This is a genomic window from Desulforudis sp. DRI-14, from assembly GCF_052618305.1.
Genome location: NZ_JBQXEZ010000004.1, coordinates 108,670 through 123,778 on the forward strand (window position 1 = coordinate 108,670; position 15,109 = coordinate 123,778).

At 57.8% G+C, this 15,109-nt stretch carries 18 protein-coding genes and 1 tRNA gene; 14 read left to right on the forward strand and 5 right to left on the reverse strand.

The features are described 5' to 3' along the window. Window positions 1-13: 13 nt before the first annotated feature. The 8 genes from ACUM6F_RS04520 (at window position 14) to ACUM6F_RS04555 (ending at window position 5,118) form a co-directional block, all read left to right on the forward strand. A complete protein-coding gene (locus ACUM6F_RS04520; protein ID WP_445348506.1) occupies window positions 14-568 on the forward strand; it encodes an NADH-quinone oxidoreductase subunit NuoE family protein in 555 nt (184 codons plus the stop codon). Between the two features lie 22 nt (window positions 569-590). Beyond that, on the forward strand, window positions 591-2,204 hold the full coding sequence (locus ACUM6F_RS04525) for an NADH-ubiquinone oxidoreductase-F iron-sulfur binding region domain-containing protein (protein WP_445348541.1): 1,614 nt from the start codon (window positions 591-593) through the stop codon (window positions 2,202-2,204). A gap of 10 nt (window positions 2,205-2,214) precedes the next feature. Next, window positions 2,215-2,535, forward strand: coding sequence for a hypothetical protein (locus tag ACUM6F_RS04530; RefSeq protein ID WP_425621123.1), 321 nt, complete (start codon window positions 2,215-2,217; stop codon window positions 2,533-2,535). Window positions 2,536-2,620: 85 nt separating this feature from the next. Further along, a complete protein-coding gene (locus tag ACUM6F_RS04535; protein WP_425621124.1) occupies window positions 2,621-3,076 on the forward strand; it encodes a DsrE/DsrF/DrsH-like family protein in 456 nt (151 codons plus the stop codon). A 43-nt stretch (window positions 3,077-3,119) separates the two neighbouring features. Beyond that, window positions 3,120-3,413, forward strand: a complete 294-nt coding sequence (locus tag ACUM6F_RS04540) for an ArsR/SmtB family transcription factor (protein WP_425621125.1) — start codon at window positions 3,120-3,122, stop codon at window positions 3,411-3,413. 112 nt (window positions 3,414-3,525) lie between these two features. Then, window positions 3,526-4,545, forward strand: a complete 1,020-nt coding sequence (locus ACUM6F_RS04545; RefSeq protein WP_445348507.1) for a cation diffusion facilitator family transporter — start codon at window positions 3,526-3,528, stop codon at window positions 4,543-4,545. 189 nt (window positions 4,546-4,734) lie between these two features. Next, window positions 4,735-4,823 (forward strand) — tRNA-Leu (locus tag ACUM6F_RS04550). Between the two features lie 115 nt (window positions 4,824-4,938). After that, entirely contained in the window at window positions 4,939-5,118 is a 180-nt protein-coding gene (locus tag ACUM6F_RS04555; protein ID WP_445348508.1) for a hypothetical protein, read from the forward strand. Window positions 5,119-5,357: 239 nt separating this feature from the next. Here ACUM6F_RS04555 and ACUM6F_RS04560 read toward each other — a convergent pair whose 3' ends face one another. Beyond that, window positions 5,358-5,681: a hypothetical protein gene (locus ACUM6F_RS04560; RefSeq protein ID WP_425621128.1), complete on the reverse strand. Its 324-nt coding sequence runs from the start codon at window positions 5,679-5,681 to the stop codon at window positions 5,358-5,360. Window positions 5,682-5,994: 313 nt separating this feature from the next. On the opposite strand from ACUM6F_RS04560, the gene ACUM6F_RS04565 reads away from it, so the two are divergent. The 4 genes from ACUM6F_RS04565 (at window position 5,995) to ACUM6F_RS04580 (ending at window position 8,457) form a co-directional block, all read left to right on the forward strand. Then, window positions 5,995-6,630 (forward strand): hypothetical protein, encoded by a 636-nt coding sequence (locus tag ACUM6F_RS04565; RefSeq protein WP_445348509.1) that lies wholly within the window; start codon window positions 5,995-5,997, stop codon window positions 6,628-6,630. Between the two features lie 114 nt (window positions 6,631-6,744). Next, a complete protein-coding gene (locus ACUM6F_RS04570) occupies window positions 6,745-7,188 on the forward strand; it encodes a hotdog fold thioesterase (protein ID WP_445348510.1) in 444 nt (147 codons plus the stop codon). Window positions 7,189-7,479: 291 nt separating this feature from the next. Then, the gene (locus tag ACUM6F_RS04575) at window positions 7,480-8,223 is read left to right on the forward strand and encodes a transcriptional repressor (RefSeq protein WP_445348511.1); all 744 of its coding nucleotides are present in this window, start codon (window positions 7,480-7,482) and stop codon (window positions 8,221-8,223) included. Window positions 8,224-8,235: 12 nt separating this feature from the next. Next, window positions 8,236-8,457, forward strand: coding sequence for a hypothetical protein (locus ACUM6F_RS04580; RefSeq protein WP_445348512.1), 222 nt, complete (start codon window positions 8,236-8,238; stop codon window positions 8,455-8,457). 185 nt (window positions 8,458-8,642) lie between these two features. Here ACUM6F_RS04580 and ACUM6F_RS04585 read toward each other — a convergent pair whose 3' ends face one another. From ACUM6F_RS04585 to ACUM6F_RS04600, 4 genes are all read right to left on the reverse strand, one after another. Then, complete coding sequence (locus tag ACUM6F_RS04585; RefSeq protein WP_445348513.1) at window positions 8,643-9,077, reverse strand: CBS domain-containing protein; 435 nt, start codon at window positions 9,075-9,077, stop codon at window positions 8,643-8,645. Between the two features lie 124 nt (window positions 9,078-9,201). After that, window positions 9,202-9,549, reverse strand: coding sequence for a hypothetical protein (locus ACUM6F_RS04590; RefSeq protein WP_425621134.1), 348 nt, complete (start codon window positions 9,547-9,549; stop codon window positions 9,202-9,204). A gap of 1,678 nt (window positions 9,550-11,227) precedes the next feature. Then, the gene (locus tag ACUM6F_RS04595; RefSeq protein WP_445348514.1) at window positions 11,228-11,662 is read right to left on the reverse strand and encodes a hypothetical protein; all 435 of its coding nucleotides are present in this window, start codon (window positions 11,660-11,662) and stop codon (window positions 11,228-11,230) included. Window positions 11,663-11,725: 63 nt separating this feature from the next. Then, window positions 11,726-12,028, reverse strand: coding sequence for a hypothetical protein (locus tag ACUM6F_RS04600; protein WP_445348515.1), 303 nt, complete (start codon window positions 12,026-12,028; stop codon window positions 11,726-11,728). 737 nt (window positions 12,029-12,765) lie between these two features. Between ACUM6F_RS04600 and aroF the strand changes: the two genes are divergently transcribed. Together aroF and pheA are read left to right on the forward strand one after the other, a co-directional pair. Beyond that, the gene (aroF, locus tag ACUM6F_RS04605) at window positions 12,766-13,725 is read left to right on the forward strand and encodes a 3-deoxy-7-phosphoheptulonate synthase (protein ID WP_445348516.1); all 960 of its coding nucleotides are present in this window, start codon (window positions 12,766-12,768) and stop codon (window positions 13,723-13,725) included. An 18-nt stretch (window positions 13,726-13,743) separates the two neighbouring features. Beyond that, on the forward strand, window positions 13,744-14,865 hold the full coding sequence (gene pheA / locus ACUM6F_RS04610; protein ID WP_425621138.1) for a prephenate dehydratase: 1,122 nt from the start codon (window positions 13,744-13,746) through the stop codon (window positions 14,863-14,865). Window positions 14,866-15,109: the final 244 nt, after the last annotated feature.

Here is a 15,109-nt window from a genome sequence, read left to right on the forward strand (position 1 = left end):
AGATGGTGGTAAGTTGTCTCCTTTCGAACTACGCTACCGCAGCCTGGACAAGATCATCGAAAAGTACGGGGACAGGCCGGGCGGATTGATCAGGGTGCTGCAGAAGGCGCAGGACCTCTTCGGCTACCTTTCGCGCGAGGTGCAGATTTACGTCGCCGACAAGATGTGCCTGCCCATCGCGCACGTCCACGGGGTGGCCACTTTTTATTCGGGGTTCGTCACCGCGCCGCGCGGCAAGTACACCTGCAGCATCTGCATGGGGACGGCGTGCTACGTCAAGGGAGCCCAGGACGTCTTCGACCGCTTCAAGGAAGTACTGGGGATAGGCGAGGACGAGACCACGGAAGACAGGCTTTTCACCCTGCGCGCCACGCGCTGCATCGGCGCCTGCAGCCTGGCCCCGGTGCTGGCCGTCAACGAGGACGTGCACGGCCACGTCACGGTCGACGAAGTGGTGCCCTTGATCGAGAGTTACAGGGCTCAAGAAACCCGTGAGGATGGTGATCGCATTGCTGACGAGCCTGACCGGCCTCGAGCGGATCAGGGAGCGGCACCGCCCCCTTATTGAAGAAAGGCTGCGGGACGGTGACATCGACAGGCCCACCCAGCTGCTCGTCTGCACCAGCACGGCCTGCATCTCTTCCGGCGGCGTGGAGATCTACAACGCCCTGCGTAAAGAGGTAAAGGAGCAGGGGCTGGAGGTCGACGTCGTCCGCACGGGCTGTTTCGGCTTTTGCGGTCTCGGCCCCGTCGTCGTCACGCACCCGGGCGCCGTCCTCTACTGCCGGGTGCGTCCCGGTCACGTGACCGATATCGTGGAGAAGCACCTCAAGAACAGGGAAATCGTGGAGGAGCTTCTTTACGAGGACGCCGAGGGCGTGCGCAGGAGCATCCTCTACGACATGCCCTTCTTCGAGAAGCAAAGGCGTATCGTCCTTGAAAACTCGGGGCTCATCGACCCCGAAGACATCAACGAGTACATCGCGCGCGACGGTTACTTCGCCCTCGCCGACGTGCTGGCCCGCTGGACGCCGGAACAGGTCGTCGACGCCGTTATCAAGTCCGGCTTGCGGGGCCGGGGCGGGGCCGGGTTCCCCACCGGGCGCAAGTGGGCGTTTGCCGCCGCCGAGCCCGGCCCGCAGAAATACATCGTCTGCAACGGCGACGAGGGCGACCCCGGCGCCTTCATGGACCGGAGCCTGCTCGAAGGCAACCCGCACGCTGTCCTCGAAGGGATGCTCATCGCCGGGTACGCCATCGGGGCCGGCGAGGGTTACGTCTACGTGCGGGCCGAGTATCCACTGGCTGTGAAAAGGCTGGAAATAGCCATTCGCCAGGCGAAACGGCTGGGGCTTTTGGGTAATGATATCCTTGGCAGCGGTTTCAGCTTCGACATCGACATCGCCCTGGGGGCGGGGGCCTTTGTCTGCGGGGAGGAGACGGCGCTCTTGCGGTCGGCCATGGGTTTCCGGGGCGAGCCGCGCGTGCGGCCGCCTTTCCCGGCCCAGAAAGGCCTCTTCGACAGGCCGACGATCATCAACAACGTCGAGACGCTGGCCAACGTGCCCACGATCATCAGGCACGGGCCCGAGTGGTATGCCGCCATCGGCACCGAAAAAAGCAAGGGCACGAAGATTTTCTCCCTGGCCGGCCAGATCAAGAACACCGGCCTGATCGAGGTCCCGATGGGCTTGAGCCTGCGGTCGATCATCTACGACATCGGCGGCGGGCCGCCTCCCGGGCGCCGCATCAAGGCTGTGCAGACCGGCGGCCCCTCCGGCGGGGCCGTCCCGGAAAAACTGCTCGACGTGCCGATCGACTACGAGTCCCTCAAAGACCTGGGGACGATCATGGGGTCCGGCGGGCTGATCGTCCTGGACAATACCGACTGCATGGTCGACATCGCCAAGTTCTACATGAAGTTCGCCGCCGACGAGTCCTGCGGCCGCTGCACGCCGTGCCGGGTGGGGATCGTCCGGATGGTAGAGATCCTGGAGAAGATCACTGGGGGCGAGGGGACCATGGATGACCTCCGGGAGCTCGAAGAACTGGCCTACGACGTCAAAGACGCGTCGCTGTGCGGGCTGGGGCAGACGGCGGCCAACCCCGTCCTGTCCACGATGAAGTATTTCTACGACGAGTACCTGGCCCACGTCTGCGACAGGCGTTGCCCGGCAGGAGTATGCACCAAGCTTTTGCACTGAGGTGGTTTTGATGCGCGAGGTCCCCAACTACATCGCGGAGTACAACCGGGTGGCCGGTGACGCCCCCGGCCCGCAGGAACTTTTCACCCAGTTCCCGGGCTTGTGCCAGTACCTGGCAAAGGCCGCGGCCGACTTCGTCAACGGGCAGATCCTGCCTTTCGTGGAGTACGACGCCAGCCCGCAGTACTATTGTCTTGTTAACCAGGTGACGCGTTCTCTGGCCAAGGCCTTCGGCGGCTGCGTCTCCCTCGGCGTGCAGCTCGGGTATAACGAGAAGGCCACCGAATTCATTCAGTCCCTGATGGACCAGGAGCCCCCGGGCGAAACCTGAGATTTTATTGCCTTGTTGCGTTCGTAGGTTGATCAGCATATTATCTAAATATATAGATAATTAGATAATATGAGGGGTGACCATAATGCCCGACACGGATACCGGGAAAAAGAAGGTATTGCTGATCTGCTCCCGAAACACTGTCGACGGGGTCTACCCGCCGCTGATCCTCGCCCTCCAGGCCGTCAGGGCGGGCGCCGAAGCCTCCGTCTTTTTCACCTTCATGGGCATCGAAGCGGTGCGCAAGGGCGGCATCAAGAAGGCCAAGTTCTTCCCGAGCGGCTTGATGGGCGTCATCCCGGGGATGCCGGCGATGGCGACCAAAATGATGCTCGGCCTGGCCGAAAAAAAGGCCAACGTTCCGGCGCCGGCCGACCTATTGGAGATGTGCAGGCTGGAAGGCGTAAAACTGTACGGGTGCCTGATGACCATGGATATGATGGGCCTGAAGGAAAGCGACCTGGTCGAGGGCGCGAAGGTAATCGATGCCGCCGGCTACATGCAGATGGCCCTTGAGGCCGACATCAACATGTTTATCTAGGGGAAACTTTGCTCCGGGGTTGACACAAGGAGGGGGTTCGTGTTTGGAAGACGTCCGGCGCTACCGGCGCGAAGCCGAACTGTTGAAGGCCCTGGCACACCCGGCCCGGCTCTGTATAGTCCGGGGTTTGATTGAGCAGGGATGCAACGTCACCGCCATCAAGGACTGCCTGGGCCTGCCGCAGTCCACCGTCTCGCAGCACCTGGCCGTCCTCCGGGCCCACGGCATCGTCGAAGGGGAACGGCGCGGGACCGAAGTGGCCTATCGTATCGCCGACGAGCGCATCCGGCGGGTCGTGGAGATCCTGTTGCCCGAAGCTCCTGCCAAACGAGCTTAGCCGCGCTGGGAGCCGGGTTTTTCATTATTGCTTTAAGGCGTTCCTCGCCGTATAATGTGCAAGTGTACGGGTTCTAGTTTTTAGCCGGAGCAGCCGGGAAAGGGATAGCATTTTGGCACACAACAGCGAATCGGCGATCAAGGCGGCCCTGGTGGCCAACGGGCTCATCGCTCTGATGAAACTGGGCGGCGCCGTGGTCAGCGGCAGCAGCGCGATGGCCGCGGAGTTCAAGCACTCGGTGGCCGACTGGTCGAACAGCTTCTTCCTGCTCTACGGCGTGAAGTCGGCCAAACGTCCCCTGGACCAGCACTACAACTTCGGCTACGGCAAGCGCGTCTTCTTCTATTCCTTCCTGGCCAGCCTGGGCATGATCACGATTGGCGGCGCGCTTTCTATCTACGGCGGCGTTATGAAGATACTGCACCCCGAGCCGCTGGAACACGTGGCCCTCAACCTGGCGATCCTGGGCGCCAGCATTGTTTTTGAAACCTATTCGCTGACGATGGCCCTCAAGGCTTTGTGCGCGGAAAGCGGCGCCAGGGCGCGCGGGCTGGGGCTGTTCCCCGCCGGCATAAAAGCCCTGGTGAAGGCTACACCCTCGACACGGTTCATCTTTTTCGAAGACAGTATCGCCTTGCTCGGCCTTATCGTCGCGGCGGTCGCCATCGGGCTGACCCATTGGACCGGCATCGTCACCTTTGACGGCATCGCGTCCATTATCATCGGCCTTATCCTGTTCTACGTCGGGATGTCCCTGGCCAAGGACAACGCCGATATCATCACGGGCGAATCTCTTCCCCCCGAAACGACCCGCGAGATCGGCGACTTCATCATGTCTATCCCGGGTGTCCACGACATACATACCATCAGGTCTATGGCCATCGGCCCGAACAGCTACCTGTTCGAGGTCATAATCGAAGGCGACGGCAACCTGCCGCTGGATAAGTCTGATGATTTGGGGTTCCTTGTGAAACGCAAGGTTAAGGAGCGGTTTCCGCAGATCCGCCACGCCCAGGTCACGGTGATCGCGGACGACCGGCGGAGACAATGGCCCGGTGTCTTCGAGGATAGCCTGACTGCGGCCTCCAAGCAATCGCCCAAGCCCGCTGGGGCGCAGCAGGTTTCCGGGTAATCCCAAGGCTGTACCGTTCGGCCGGGCATGCCGTTTGCGCGGGCTTCCGTAACTTTGACCTTTGAACCTTCATTTGGGAAACTGCCGGCTTTTATCAGCTCCGTTTGTCGAAGGCCGAAACCGCCGGCTGCCCCGTCTTATTGCCGGTAATGCCTCGATGGTGTATACTAAAATATAGTCCAAATACGTGCCGGAGTGGCGGAATAGGCAGACGCAAGGGACTTAAAATCCCTCGGGTGGTTTCACCCGTACCGGTTCGACCCCGGTCTCCGGCACCACAGTGATATCAAGGGTTTGCGGATTGAGAAATCCCTTTCGATTACTGTGAATCCCTTTCGCTTGAACAAGGCCCCTTCCAGGATGGGTGAAGCCCGCTTGAGGATGGGTTTTTCTATGCCTAGAGCCAAGGTCACCCGTATTCACCGCGCAGCCAGGCCCGACTGGACGGAAGCACTCGAGCCCTTCCTGGTGGTGAAGAAGGCTCAAGGGCGGAATTCCTGCGCCCTGTCCGACTACCGCCGGCATGTCTCCCAGTTCTTCAGGAGACATCCGTTATGTAGGCAACGTGGGTAGTATGGCAATAAAAGTTAGCAAGTTGCTTAGGCGTGAACACAATAGGTTCCCTGACCGGAGATCAGGGGAACCTGCTTCAGGATCAACCTAAACCTGGTTCACGGCTTCCTGGCACTTCTTAATACATTCGTCGATTGATTGTGATGCCTTGCCTATCGTATCCTTGGCGGCAGGATTTTGAACTGTTTATCTTGCCCGATTTTTAGGTTGGAACTACGCAACGGATACCTGCCGTCGGCTCATCCCTCCAGGATTTTGCGCGCTCCCGACTGCTCCATAATCTCCCGCACCTCCGGGGCGTCGTGACGGGACATCTCCACGGCGACGGCGATCCCGGCTCCGTGGCATTCATCAAGTAACTGCCTGGCCCATGGCTCCTTTTCCCAGAGTTCGTCGCGCTCGGTCTGCAGGTAGGACAGGTCCTCCCCGGCTCGTACGTCCGCCGCGGCGACGGAGGACATGTCGGCAATAACCATGTCCTTGCGGTCAAAGCCGGCGTTACGCAGGCTGTCGACCAGAAAGCCGACCTGCTCCGCCCGCGGCATGATAGCGATCAGCCGCATCTGCTTCACCTCCGGTTTTTATTCTGTACCTCTTGGGACTGCGTAACACGCTGATTATGACCGCGAGGCAACGATTGGTTCCCTGGCAAGTGCAAGATCGTCGACAAGCAAGTGGAAAAATGTCGGGGTTTTCTTCCAGCGCATATGATGATACAATAACCATATCGTTTTAGTGGGGACGTCCCTGGTGGGGCGTCTTTCCTTTCTAAAATGAATGGCCGTTATATCCAGCAATTCTCCGTCAGGCCATCCCGTCAGCTTTCGGACGTTTCAGGTCAGCCCTAACGCTGTTGCCTTATGAAAGAGGTTCAACATGGATACGGAACAGAAGCTTGATCTCAAGGACGTTGTGCTCATCGGTCGCACCTTCGACGAGTATTACAGGATGTTCGCCCTCGATGACTTAAACCCCCAAACGCAAAGGATTCTGGACGTTGCCTCGGGGGTCAGTTCATTTTGTCCGGAAGCCAACTCCAGAGGCTTTAACGTAATAGCATCCGACAGGATCTATCGCTTTTCGCCGTACGAAATAGAAGAAAAGTGCAGGAAAGATTTGGAGACTGTCTTGACAAAGCTTGCGGAAGTCATGGATTTGTATAATTGGGACTTCTTCAAAACGGTAGATGATTTAAGGGCGGCCCGTGAAAAGGCCTACAAACTCTTTGTGGATGACTTCAAACTGCAGGGGAATAAGAGGTATGTCTTCACTGAGTACCCACACAGCAGCTTCAAGGACAACCAGTTTGACGTTTCCTTGGTATCCCACTTCCTGTTCTTGTACGATGAACATTTGGATTATGGGTTTCACAAGAATACCATTCTTGAACTCATTAGGGTTAGCTCGGAGGAAGTATGCATCTTCCCCCTCGTTAATCTGAGAGGGAAAAGTCGGTATTTGTTAAGAAATTGCTTAAAGATCCCGACTTTCGTACATTTCGGATGGCAATAAGAAAAGTAGATTACGAATTTGTCAAAAACGGGAATGAGATGTTGGTAATCGAAAGTAAGACCTAACAGGCAAAACCAAACCGGTTTAAGGGAGTCGATGACCGTATTGCATTATTTGGAGGAATCGAAATTGACCGAAAAGCTCAATACTCAAATCGACAAGGCCGCGCTTCTGCGGACATTTGAAAAGGACTACTTTGCAAAGTCGGTTGGCCTGGAGATTGTAGAGATAGGCCAGGGTTTCGCCAGAGTAAGAGTACGAGTTAACCAACAACACTTAAATGCCCTGGGCAAGACCCATGGGGCAGCCCTCTTTGCCGCCGCGGACTTCGCCCTGGCCGTGGCCAGCAATTCCTATGGTGAAGCGGCAGTTGCGACCAATGTTACCATCTCTTACATTAAGGCCTCAACAGAGGGAAGTGTATTGGAAGCTGTTGCAACGGAAGAAAGCCGCACCCGCAGAACAGGGCTCTACCGTATTGAAATCAGAGATGAACTGGGACAAAAGCTGGCCCTTGCGCATGGTTCTGTTTACCTGTTGGGACAAAGCATTCTCTAGAAACCGTTGCTGGATGCAGATGGTGACATAGATAACGGGCCGGAAGGAGGCCCTAACTCGGGGCAGGTCCGAACCCTCGGGGCTGGGCTTCCTGATTTGCGGACGGGCGGCTGTGGCGGCCGAAAGCCTTTGAATGCTCTTGGCGTCTTCGAACGCCGGCTGCCTTAGGGTCTTAAGCGTCTTTTTTTAAGCGAAAGGCGTTATTGCGGTAGTCAAAGCTGAGTATGAACTTCTGCACAACTCGGCTGTTGGTTTTCCGGCAGCGGATCCTCGCTCCGGGTCATAGATCACTTGCATGATCCGCAGCCCTTCGAACCTTTGTTTGGCTGGGGTTTTCCCCCTGGCGTACCAGGCTCCGGGGAGCAGTCGGTTGAGGGTTTCTACCAGATCCGCTCCCGGCTGGACTTTCCTGACCAAATCCCGCATCGACATCACCAGCCTTCATCAGGTCTCATCCCCATTATAGCCCGCAGGAACGACGACAGGCTGTCAGTCCTTGACGAAGAAAACTCCGAATTGTGGGCGGAACACGTGTATGAAGCTGTCAAAAAAGTCTTCCCCTCCATCAGCTTCAATACCGTCTACAAGACAGTCCAGGCCTTTGAGGAGGCAGGGATCATCCAGCGGTTCAATATCGGGGCAAACGTTTACCGGTACGACGCCAACGTCGATCCTCATCCTCACTTCATTTGCCTTTCGTGCGGCAGGGTTGACGACATGGACGAGTACCGTGAAGACCTTGGAGAATTCATCAGTAAGGCTGTTACATCTTCGCCTTACACTATTCAGTCTGTGAACCTGCATTTCTTCGGTTTTTGTCCGCAATGCGGGAAAACAAAGAAAAACACGGATGAAATCCTACGCCTGATCGATGCCCTCGAGACCGCTGATGAGTACAAGGTCGCCACTCCGGCCAACTGGCGCCCTGGCGACGAGGTGATCGTACCTCCGCCGGTCACCCAGGAGATGGCCGAGGAGCGCCTCGAAGAAGGTCTTAACTGGAAAGACTGGTATTTCTGCAAAAAGAAACTCTAAGGGGGCCCCGGTATGGCATGTGTCAATCCCGATGGAGCGGTGACCCGTCCGGGAAAGCTTATCCTCCAGGCACTGGTTGAAGGGGCCGCAACGCCTGAAGAAGCGGCCGAAGTCTCCAACATACCTGTTTACAGGGTCCGGAGCGGCCTAAGAGAAATGGCCCAGGCCGGCTATATACAGGAGGAAAACGGCCGCTACACTATCACCGATCTCGGCCGTGCCAGGTTGCGCTAGCACCCAATTGTTCCGGCTTGACTCGTACAAATGAGAAGTATCGACTTTCCTATGGGTAACCCCTATATTTTAGGCTAGTACGGTACGATATAAGGACTAAGAGCCAGACTCCTGATGTGTTGGCCAGGAAGGCCGTCCGTTACCGGGCGGCCTTCCTGGTTTCGTGGCACGACGGGGTGAAGCGGCTATTTCCCGTGGGTGGCCCGGATAATATCCTGCCTGCTAACGATTCCGATAAGCTTGTTGTCCTCGTCCACGACCGGAACCCGGTTGATATTCCTTTCAACCATGATGGTGGCAATGTCTTCGACGGAAGCGTCCGGTCCCACCGTATGCAGCTTGGTGGACATGAGCTCGCCGACCTTTCGTGCTATCGCCCGCTTGAGTTCATCGATGAAGTGCTGCGGCTTCTCCAGGTAGATCACGCCGCCCAGGATGACGGTGTAGAGCGGGGCCCTTATCTTCTTTTCCTGAAATACCAGGTCGCCCTCCGTGATAATGCCCACGAGCTGTCCTTCCTCATCCACGACGGGCAGCCCGCTGATGTGGTGCTCCAGCAGCAAACGGGCCACTTTTTCCACCTCGTCGTCAGGGTTGACGGTAATGACCGCGGTCGTCATTATATCTCCAGCCTTGAGTTCTTTTGCCATTCTCCCCACCCTTTCTTTATCTGCAGCGTATATAGGGGTTCTTGTCTAAAAGCCGGTTCCTTACCTTTTTCATATCATCTGTGAGGGGACAAGTCTATAGATTTAAGTTTCTATCTTTCTTGAGGGCCACGCCGTTGGTGCCCCGCCGGTAAAACCACATGATATAGTTACATTTGGCACAAATGTAGTTGTCGGCGTTCTTGTTCATCCAGTCGAACCCAAGGAAGGTCATGGCCGGGGTGTTCATCAACGTCTTCCGGTGCCAGAAAGCGTCGTAGCCGCAGGCCGGGCAGGCGAGCTTCCGCCCGTCGATCTCCAGCTCGCCGGGGTCATCCAGGAAAATGGCCTCCTCGTCGATTTTCTCCCGTGTCAGGGCCCACAGGACGATGAAGCCGAGCCCGCCGATCAAGACTAGGACGGCGATGATTATTAAAGCAGTCACGTTTTCACCTCCGGTTTCACTGTTGAGATTAGGCGGATGAGGCTTTTCCGGACGGAGATGCGGTGCCTTCCCTCGGGCATTTCTTAAGAGCGTGGCGCTTAGACTTAGAATACACTTTAACTGAGCCGGACGATAGCATAAAAAATTCTCCTAAAAAACTTATAAAAAGGTATTGACAGCGGGTCAAGGGCATGCGAGAATGTGATCACAAGCACAAGATCGGGCCAAAAGGGTAAGCCAAGAAACCAGCAGGGTAATTGGTTAGTCCAGAGGCAAAAAGGTAACCTGAAGGTTCTTCAAAAAGAGGTAACCGAAGAAGGAGCCTCCAAGGACCCGAAAGGCCAGGGGTTTTTCAGTTCTGCCATGTACAGAAAATAGTTGGTTCAATTTTCTGACAAAGGCATTGACAAATATTGTGATATGGGGGTAACATGTGAGTAGGAGCACAAGATCGGTAAGTTAGGGACCGGGATTACCCCAGGAGGGTAAACCTGGTAGCCAGAAGGGAGGAACCCAATGGCGGCCGGTCTTGGTGCAGCAACAGGCAGGCCGGTGCAGGAATAAGGTAAGTCAGCCGAAATGACAGTAGCCGGTGCCCTGGGTAGCGCGGGGGCGTGGGCGAGAGGCAATAAACCGTGGGAAACCACGGGGGAACAGATGTAAGGCCCGACCCCTAACCGACAAGTGGTTGAGACCCCGGCACTGCAAAATCAGGATGATTCTTGCTAAGGTCTGCCTGAGCCGACAATCAAATCCCTTGCGCGTGTCCGCAAGGGATTTTCTTATTTATACTGCTTATACTGCCAACGGCTTGAAGGCATTCCGTTCCGGCTGCGCCGACGTTATTCAAACGGTAGAAGAGAGGGGAAGAAAAACGAAAAATCCCCTCCTGTAACGGAGAAGACTTTGCATAGACGATTTGTGACGCGGGGGCCTCAACCAGGTACCTAGCCGTCTGTCAGGGCGGTTTTAAAAAACCGGCTGGCGTAGCGGGCGGAGACAGACTACTTATACCCTTGTGAGGGAACAAGGATTCGGCACCGTGGGGGCCTCGGACTCCCTCTCGAAAATAAGTAATTTGACACCGGAGCGAAAATTCCTGCATGACGGCATGGACCCTCTCCAAAAAGTTGACAAGCTCCCAAGAGTGCCTACGACACTGCTCTGGGCTATCAGCTGCCGGTGTATTGAGCGTGGACCTTTTCGAATAGCTGACGGCAAACGGCCGACAGCAATGAATTTCGGTCGTCCTTCCCACCGCTCGATCTGTTGGATTAAGCATACGGCTTGCGACCTAAATAGTTAGGAATTCCTGTACAGGAATTCCTTCGAGTCCGACTGCCGACTGCCAACATCAAGTCCGTTAGGACCTATACTGGGCATTCACGGCGTACCACCAGATAACGGCCCCCAGGACGGCCCCGAAAACGACGATAGCGGCCAGCCACCAGAATACCGACGACAAGCAGGACACCCCCAACTTAATAAAGCAATGAGTTTTGGGCACTGGGCGGTGAGCATTGAGGTCCTTTACTTTCAGCTATAGTCTACGCCAGGGGCGGTATCGCATACTCCGCTTATCAGCGCCGAGCACTGAGCATTGTGTACTGGAATGAGTAGAGAAGGGGATTCAGCTTTGCCGAATCCCCTCAAGCTTCCAACACCCAATGCTCAGCGCTCAAATATAGATCAGCGTATGCCCGTCGACCTCGGGATTCCCCACCACGTCGAGCGGAATCCTGTCGAGCCAGTCTTCCCCGTATTCCGCTTCTATTTGCCTAACGCGGGCCAGACCGTCCTCGGTGATGGCCCGCTGGTCCTCGCTGATGGAGCGCATGCTGGGCCTGGCACCGGTAAAATAGCCGGCCGCCCCCTTGGGGTTTTTCCCGTATTTCCGGCAAAACCAACTGAGTTCGAGCGGGGTGACCACGCCTCCGGCGCGCTGTACGTCGGCGAGGGGCGCCACGTAACGGATGGTCGAGACCAGGATCTCCTTGCCGCCTTCGGCATAGAGATTGTTGATCTTGACCCTGATGGCCTTCATTTCCTGTTCCAGGACCGAGAGCCGGTCGACCAGTTCTTTCAGTAAGTCGAGAGGGACCTGGACTTTCATCGCCTGCCTCCCCGAACTCCGTTCTAAAACCTGCAGCGAGGGGTCTTGGCCTCGTCCTGCGGCTTACTTCCTGGCACGCCTCCCGGATTTCTTCCCCGAATTGCCGGCTTTCTTCTTTTCGATCACGGGCGGTTTCTTGGGGTCCCACTCAAGGTGGCAGCTATCGCACTCCAGAAGCGGGTTCTTCATGTAGGTGCCCAGGGCGAAGAGTCCCCAGAAGGGCGCAAAAAACCACAGCGGCAGCCCCGTCGCAAACCCCGCCACAACCAGTACGGCGATGCCGCCGAAGAGCCAGCCGATGAACTTGCCGTACTGGCCCACTCTTACCACCTTGCTCGAACCGCATCTCGGGCAGTTTATGTCCACGATAGCGCCTCCCTCGTACAAGCTTATACTATTATACAATAGGAGGCATCGGGGGTTAACAGCAATAGGACTGTTGAAAACTACGACAAAGCTGGAGGAAATTTTTGCAGGCAACCTGCATAGACTATAAGATCCCTGCGTGCTGCGCTGCCCCTGCGGCTGGGAAGTCGCCGTCGTCAGCGGTCCCGACGGGGACCTGAAATACGTCCGTTCCAAATGAATTGCTCTTGACAGTTGAGGCAGGCACTGGTACGATAACTCCATATTAAACCGACAAAGACCGTGAAGGAGAAAAGTAGGCCCGTCCCAGCTCCACAGGGAGGATGCGCCGTCGACTGGAAGCGCGTCCGGGTATGGTGGGTTGAAGTTCTCTCCGGAGTCGCCCAGTTGAAAAATGGGGGCAGCGATCATTTATGATCGCATCGAGTCCGACATCTGATGTCTGACCTCCGACCTCCGTATTGAGTAGGCTGTGCCGGGATTCTCCCGCCGTTACCAGGGAGCGGGTATCGGATATTCTCCCGTACCTAGAGCGGATCTGCGATCAATTAGGGTGGTACCGCGGAGGCTGATCGTCCTTCGTCCCTTAGGGATGAAGGACGTTTTGTTTATGGGGGATTTCCCGTACCCGACAGAGGGGACCTTTATGGTCAATTTGGGTGGTACCGCGAGAGCCCGGCGCTTTCGTCCCAAAGGGGGAAGACGCCGGGCATTATTATTTTTCAGGAGGGGTTCTGATGGTAAGAACGACGAAAAGCGCTTTGCCGGTGATGTCCGGGTTTGAAGGGGGTCACGGGCGATTCGGCTTTCCGTTCCCCCCTGACGCGGGGGGCGATGCCAACGGGACGCCTCACACGCCCACCGGCAACGAGGCGGTCAAGGTCCCGCCTTACCGTTTGGCCTGGCGCAGGAACGGCGGCCAGACAACCGTCCGGGTCGGCAGTGCCGTCATCGGCGGAAAGAAACTGGCCGTGATCGCCGGCCCGTGCGCCATCGAGGGCAGGGAACAGCTCCTGGAAGCGGCTCGCGCCGCGGCCGCTGCGGGGGCAACCGTCCTGCGCGGCGGGGCTTTCAAGCCGCGCACGTCCCCTTACAGCTTCCAGGGTCTTGAGCTGGAAGGCCTAAAGATCATGCGCGAGGTTTCAAGGGAGACGGGTTTGGCGACCGTCACCGAGGTGGTTGACGAGCGCAGCCTGGAGTTGGCCGTCGAATACGTGGATATGCTGCAGATAGGCGCCCGCAACATGCAGAATTACCATCTCCTGCGGGCCGTCGCCGGCGCGCACAAGCCGGTTCTGCTCAAGCGCGGCCTGGCGGCGACGGTCGAGGAGTGGCTTTTGGCCGCCGAGTACCTGCTGGCTTCGGGCAACGGCCAGGTGGTCCTCTGCGAGCGGGGCATCAGGACCTTTGAGCCGTCGACCCGCAACACGCTGGACCTCAGCGCTGTGGCCCTGGCGAAACGCCTGACGCACCTGCCGGTGATCGTTGATCCCAGCCACGCTACGGGAGACCCGGATCTAGTGGTCCCGATGTCCAAGGCGGCGGTCGCCGCCGGGGCGGACGGGTTGATCATCGAGATGCACCCGTGTCCCGCCAAGGCGCTGTGCGACGGAAAGCAGTCGCTGACCCCCGAGGTATTTGCCTTCCTGATGAATGAATTAAGGTCCCTTTCCCCCATCATCGGCAGGGATATGTAGAAAAGGAGGAAGGGAAGTTTGAAGATCGGTTATCTGGGTCCCAGGGGCACTTTTTCGGCTGAAGCCGCCGCCATGCGTCAAAACGGCGGTGCCGCCCTTATACCGTGTCACTCTTTGCGGGAGATCGTTGACGGGGTGAAGGAAGGCGTGCTGGATGAGGGCATCCTTCCGGCCGAAAACGCCGCCGAGGGTTCCCTGGACGAAACGATGGATATCCTGGTGCGCGAACACGAGCACATTAAGATCGGCGGGGAGCTGATCCTGCCGGTGCAGCACCGCCTCCTGGCCCGCCCCGGAACGGCGGCGGACGACGTGCGCGTCGTTCTTTCCCACCCTCAGGCCCTGGCGCAGTGCCGTGAATTCGTAGCCTCGAGGCTGAAAAGCGCCCGGCTGTGCCCGGCGGCCAGCACGGCCGAGGCGGCCCGCCTGGTTGCCGCGACGGATGAGCCCTGGGCCTGTCTGGGTACGGTCGAGGCAGCCGCGTTGTACGGGCTTGCGGTCCTGGACGACAACGCCTGCGACATACGCGACAATGAGACCCGTTTTCTTGTTATCACCCGCGACGCCCTTCCGCCGAGCGGTAACGACAAGACCTCGCTCCTCGTGGAGATCACCGACCGGCCCGGCGCGCTCTATGCCCTGCTGGGGAACTTCGCCCGCCGGGGACTGAACCTGACGCGCATCGAGTCACGGCCGGCCAGGACCCGCTTGGGTAAATACCTGTTTTTTATCGACGTCGAGGGACACGCCGGAGCGCCGCCCTTGGACGACGTCCTGAATGAATTAAGGCAGGATTGCCGCAGCCTGGCGATCCTGGGCAGTTACCCCGCCGCACGGCCGAACGCCGGTGCGGGCGCCGGGACCGGGGAGTCTGTCGAAGACATCCGCAGGGAGATCGACGCGGTCGACAGCCAGATTCTCGATCTGCTGGCCAGGCGGGCCGGTCTTGTCCGACGGATCGGCAGCTTGAAGAAGGGACCGCTGCGCGACCCGGTCCGTGAACGGGCCATCATTACCCGGTTAAAAGAGCTGGCCGGACGGCGGGGGTATAACCCCGAGACGGTCGAGCGCATTTACCGCCTGCTGCTCGCTGATTCGGTCGCCGTCCAGGAAGCCCAGCGCAGGTTGCAGGAGTTGTAGCGCCCTGGCCGGTTTCTAAAGCGCACACCGTTTATGCGTGCCGAAAGACGCCGGGTTACAGCCCCGGCAAAAGTGAAGGCCGGCCCCCCGGGGGGCCGGCTTACGGGAGAGGTGCGTTGTGCTACGCCATATTCAGTTTGGTAGCCATAATATGCCTGCCGTCCCAAAGTGTGACTGTTCTTAGAACCTTTCTTTCTTCCTGGATTTCATACCTAACGCCTAATACCTAACACCGGCCGGCACG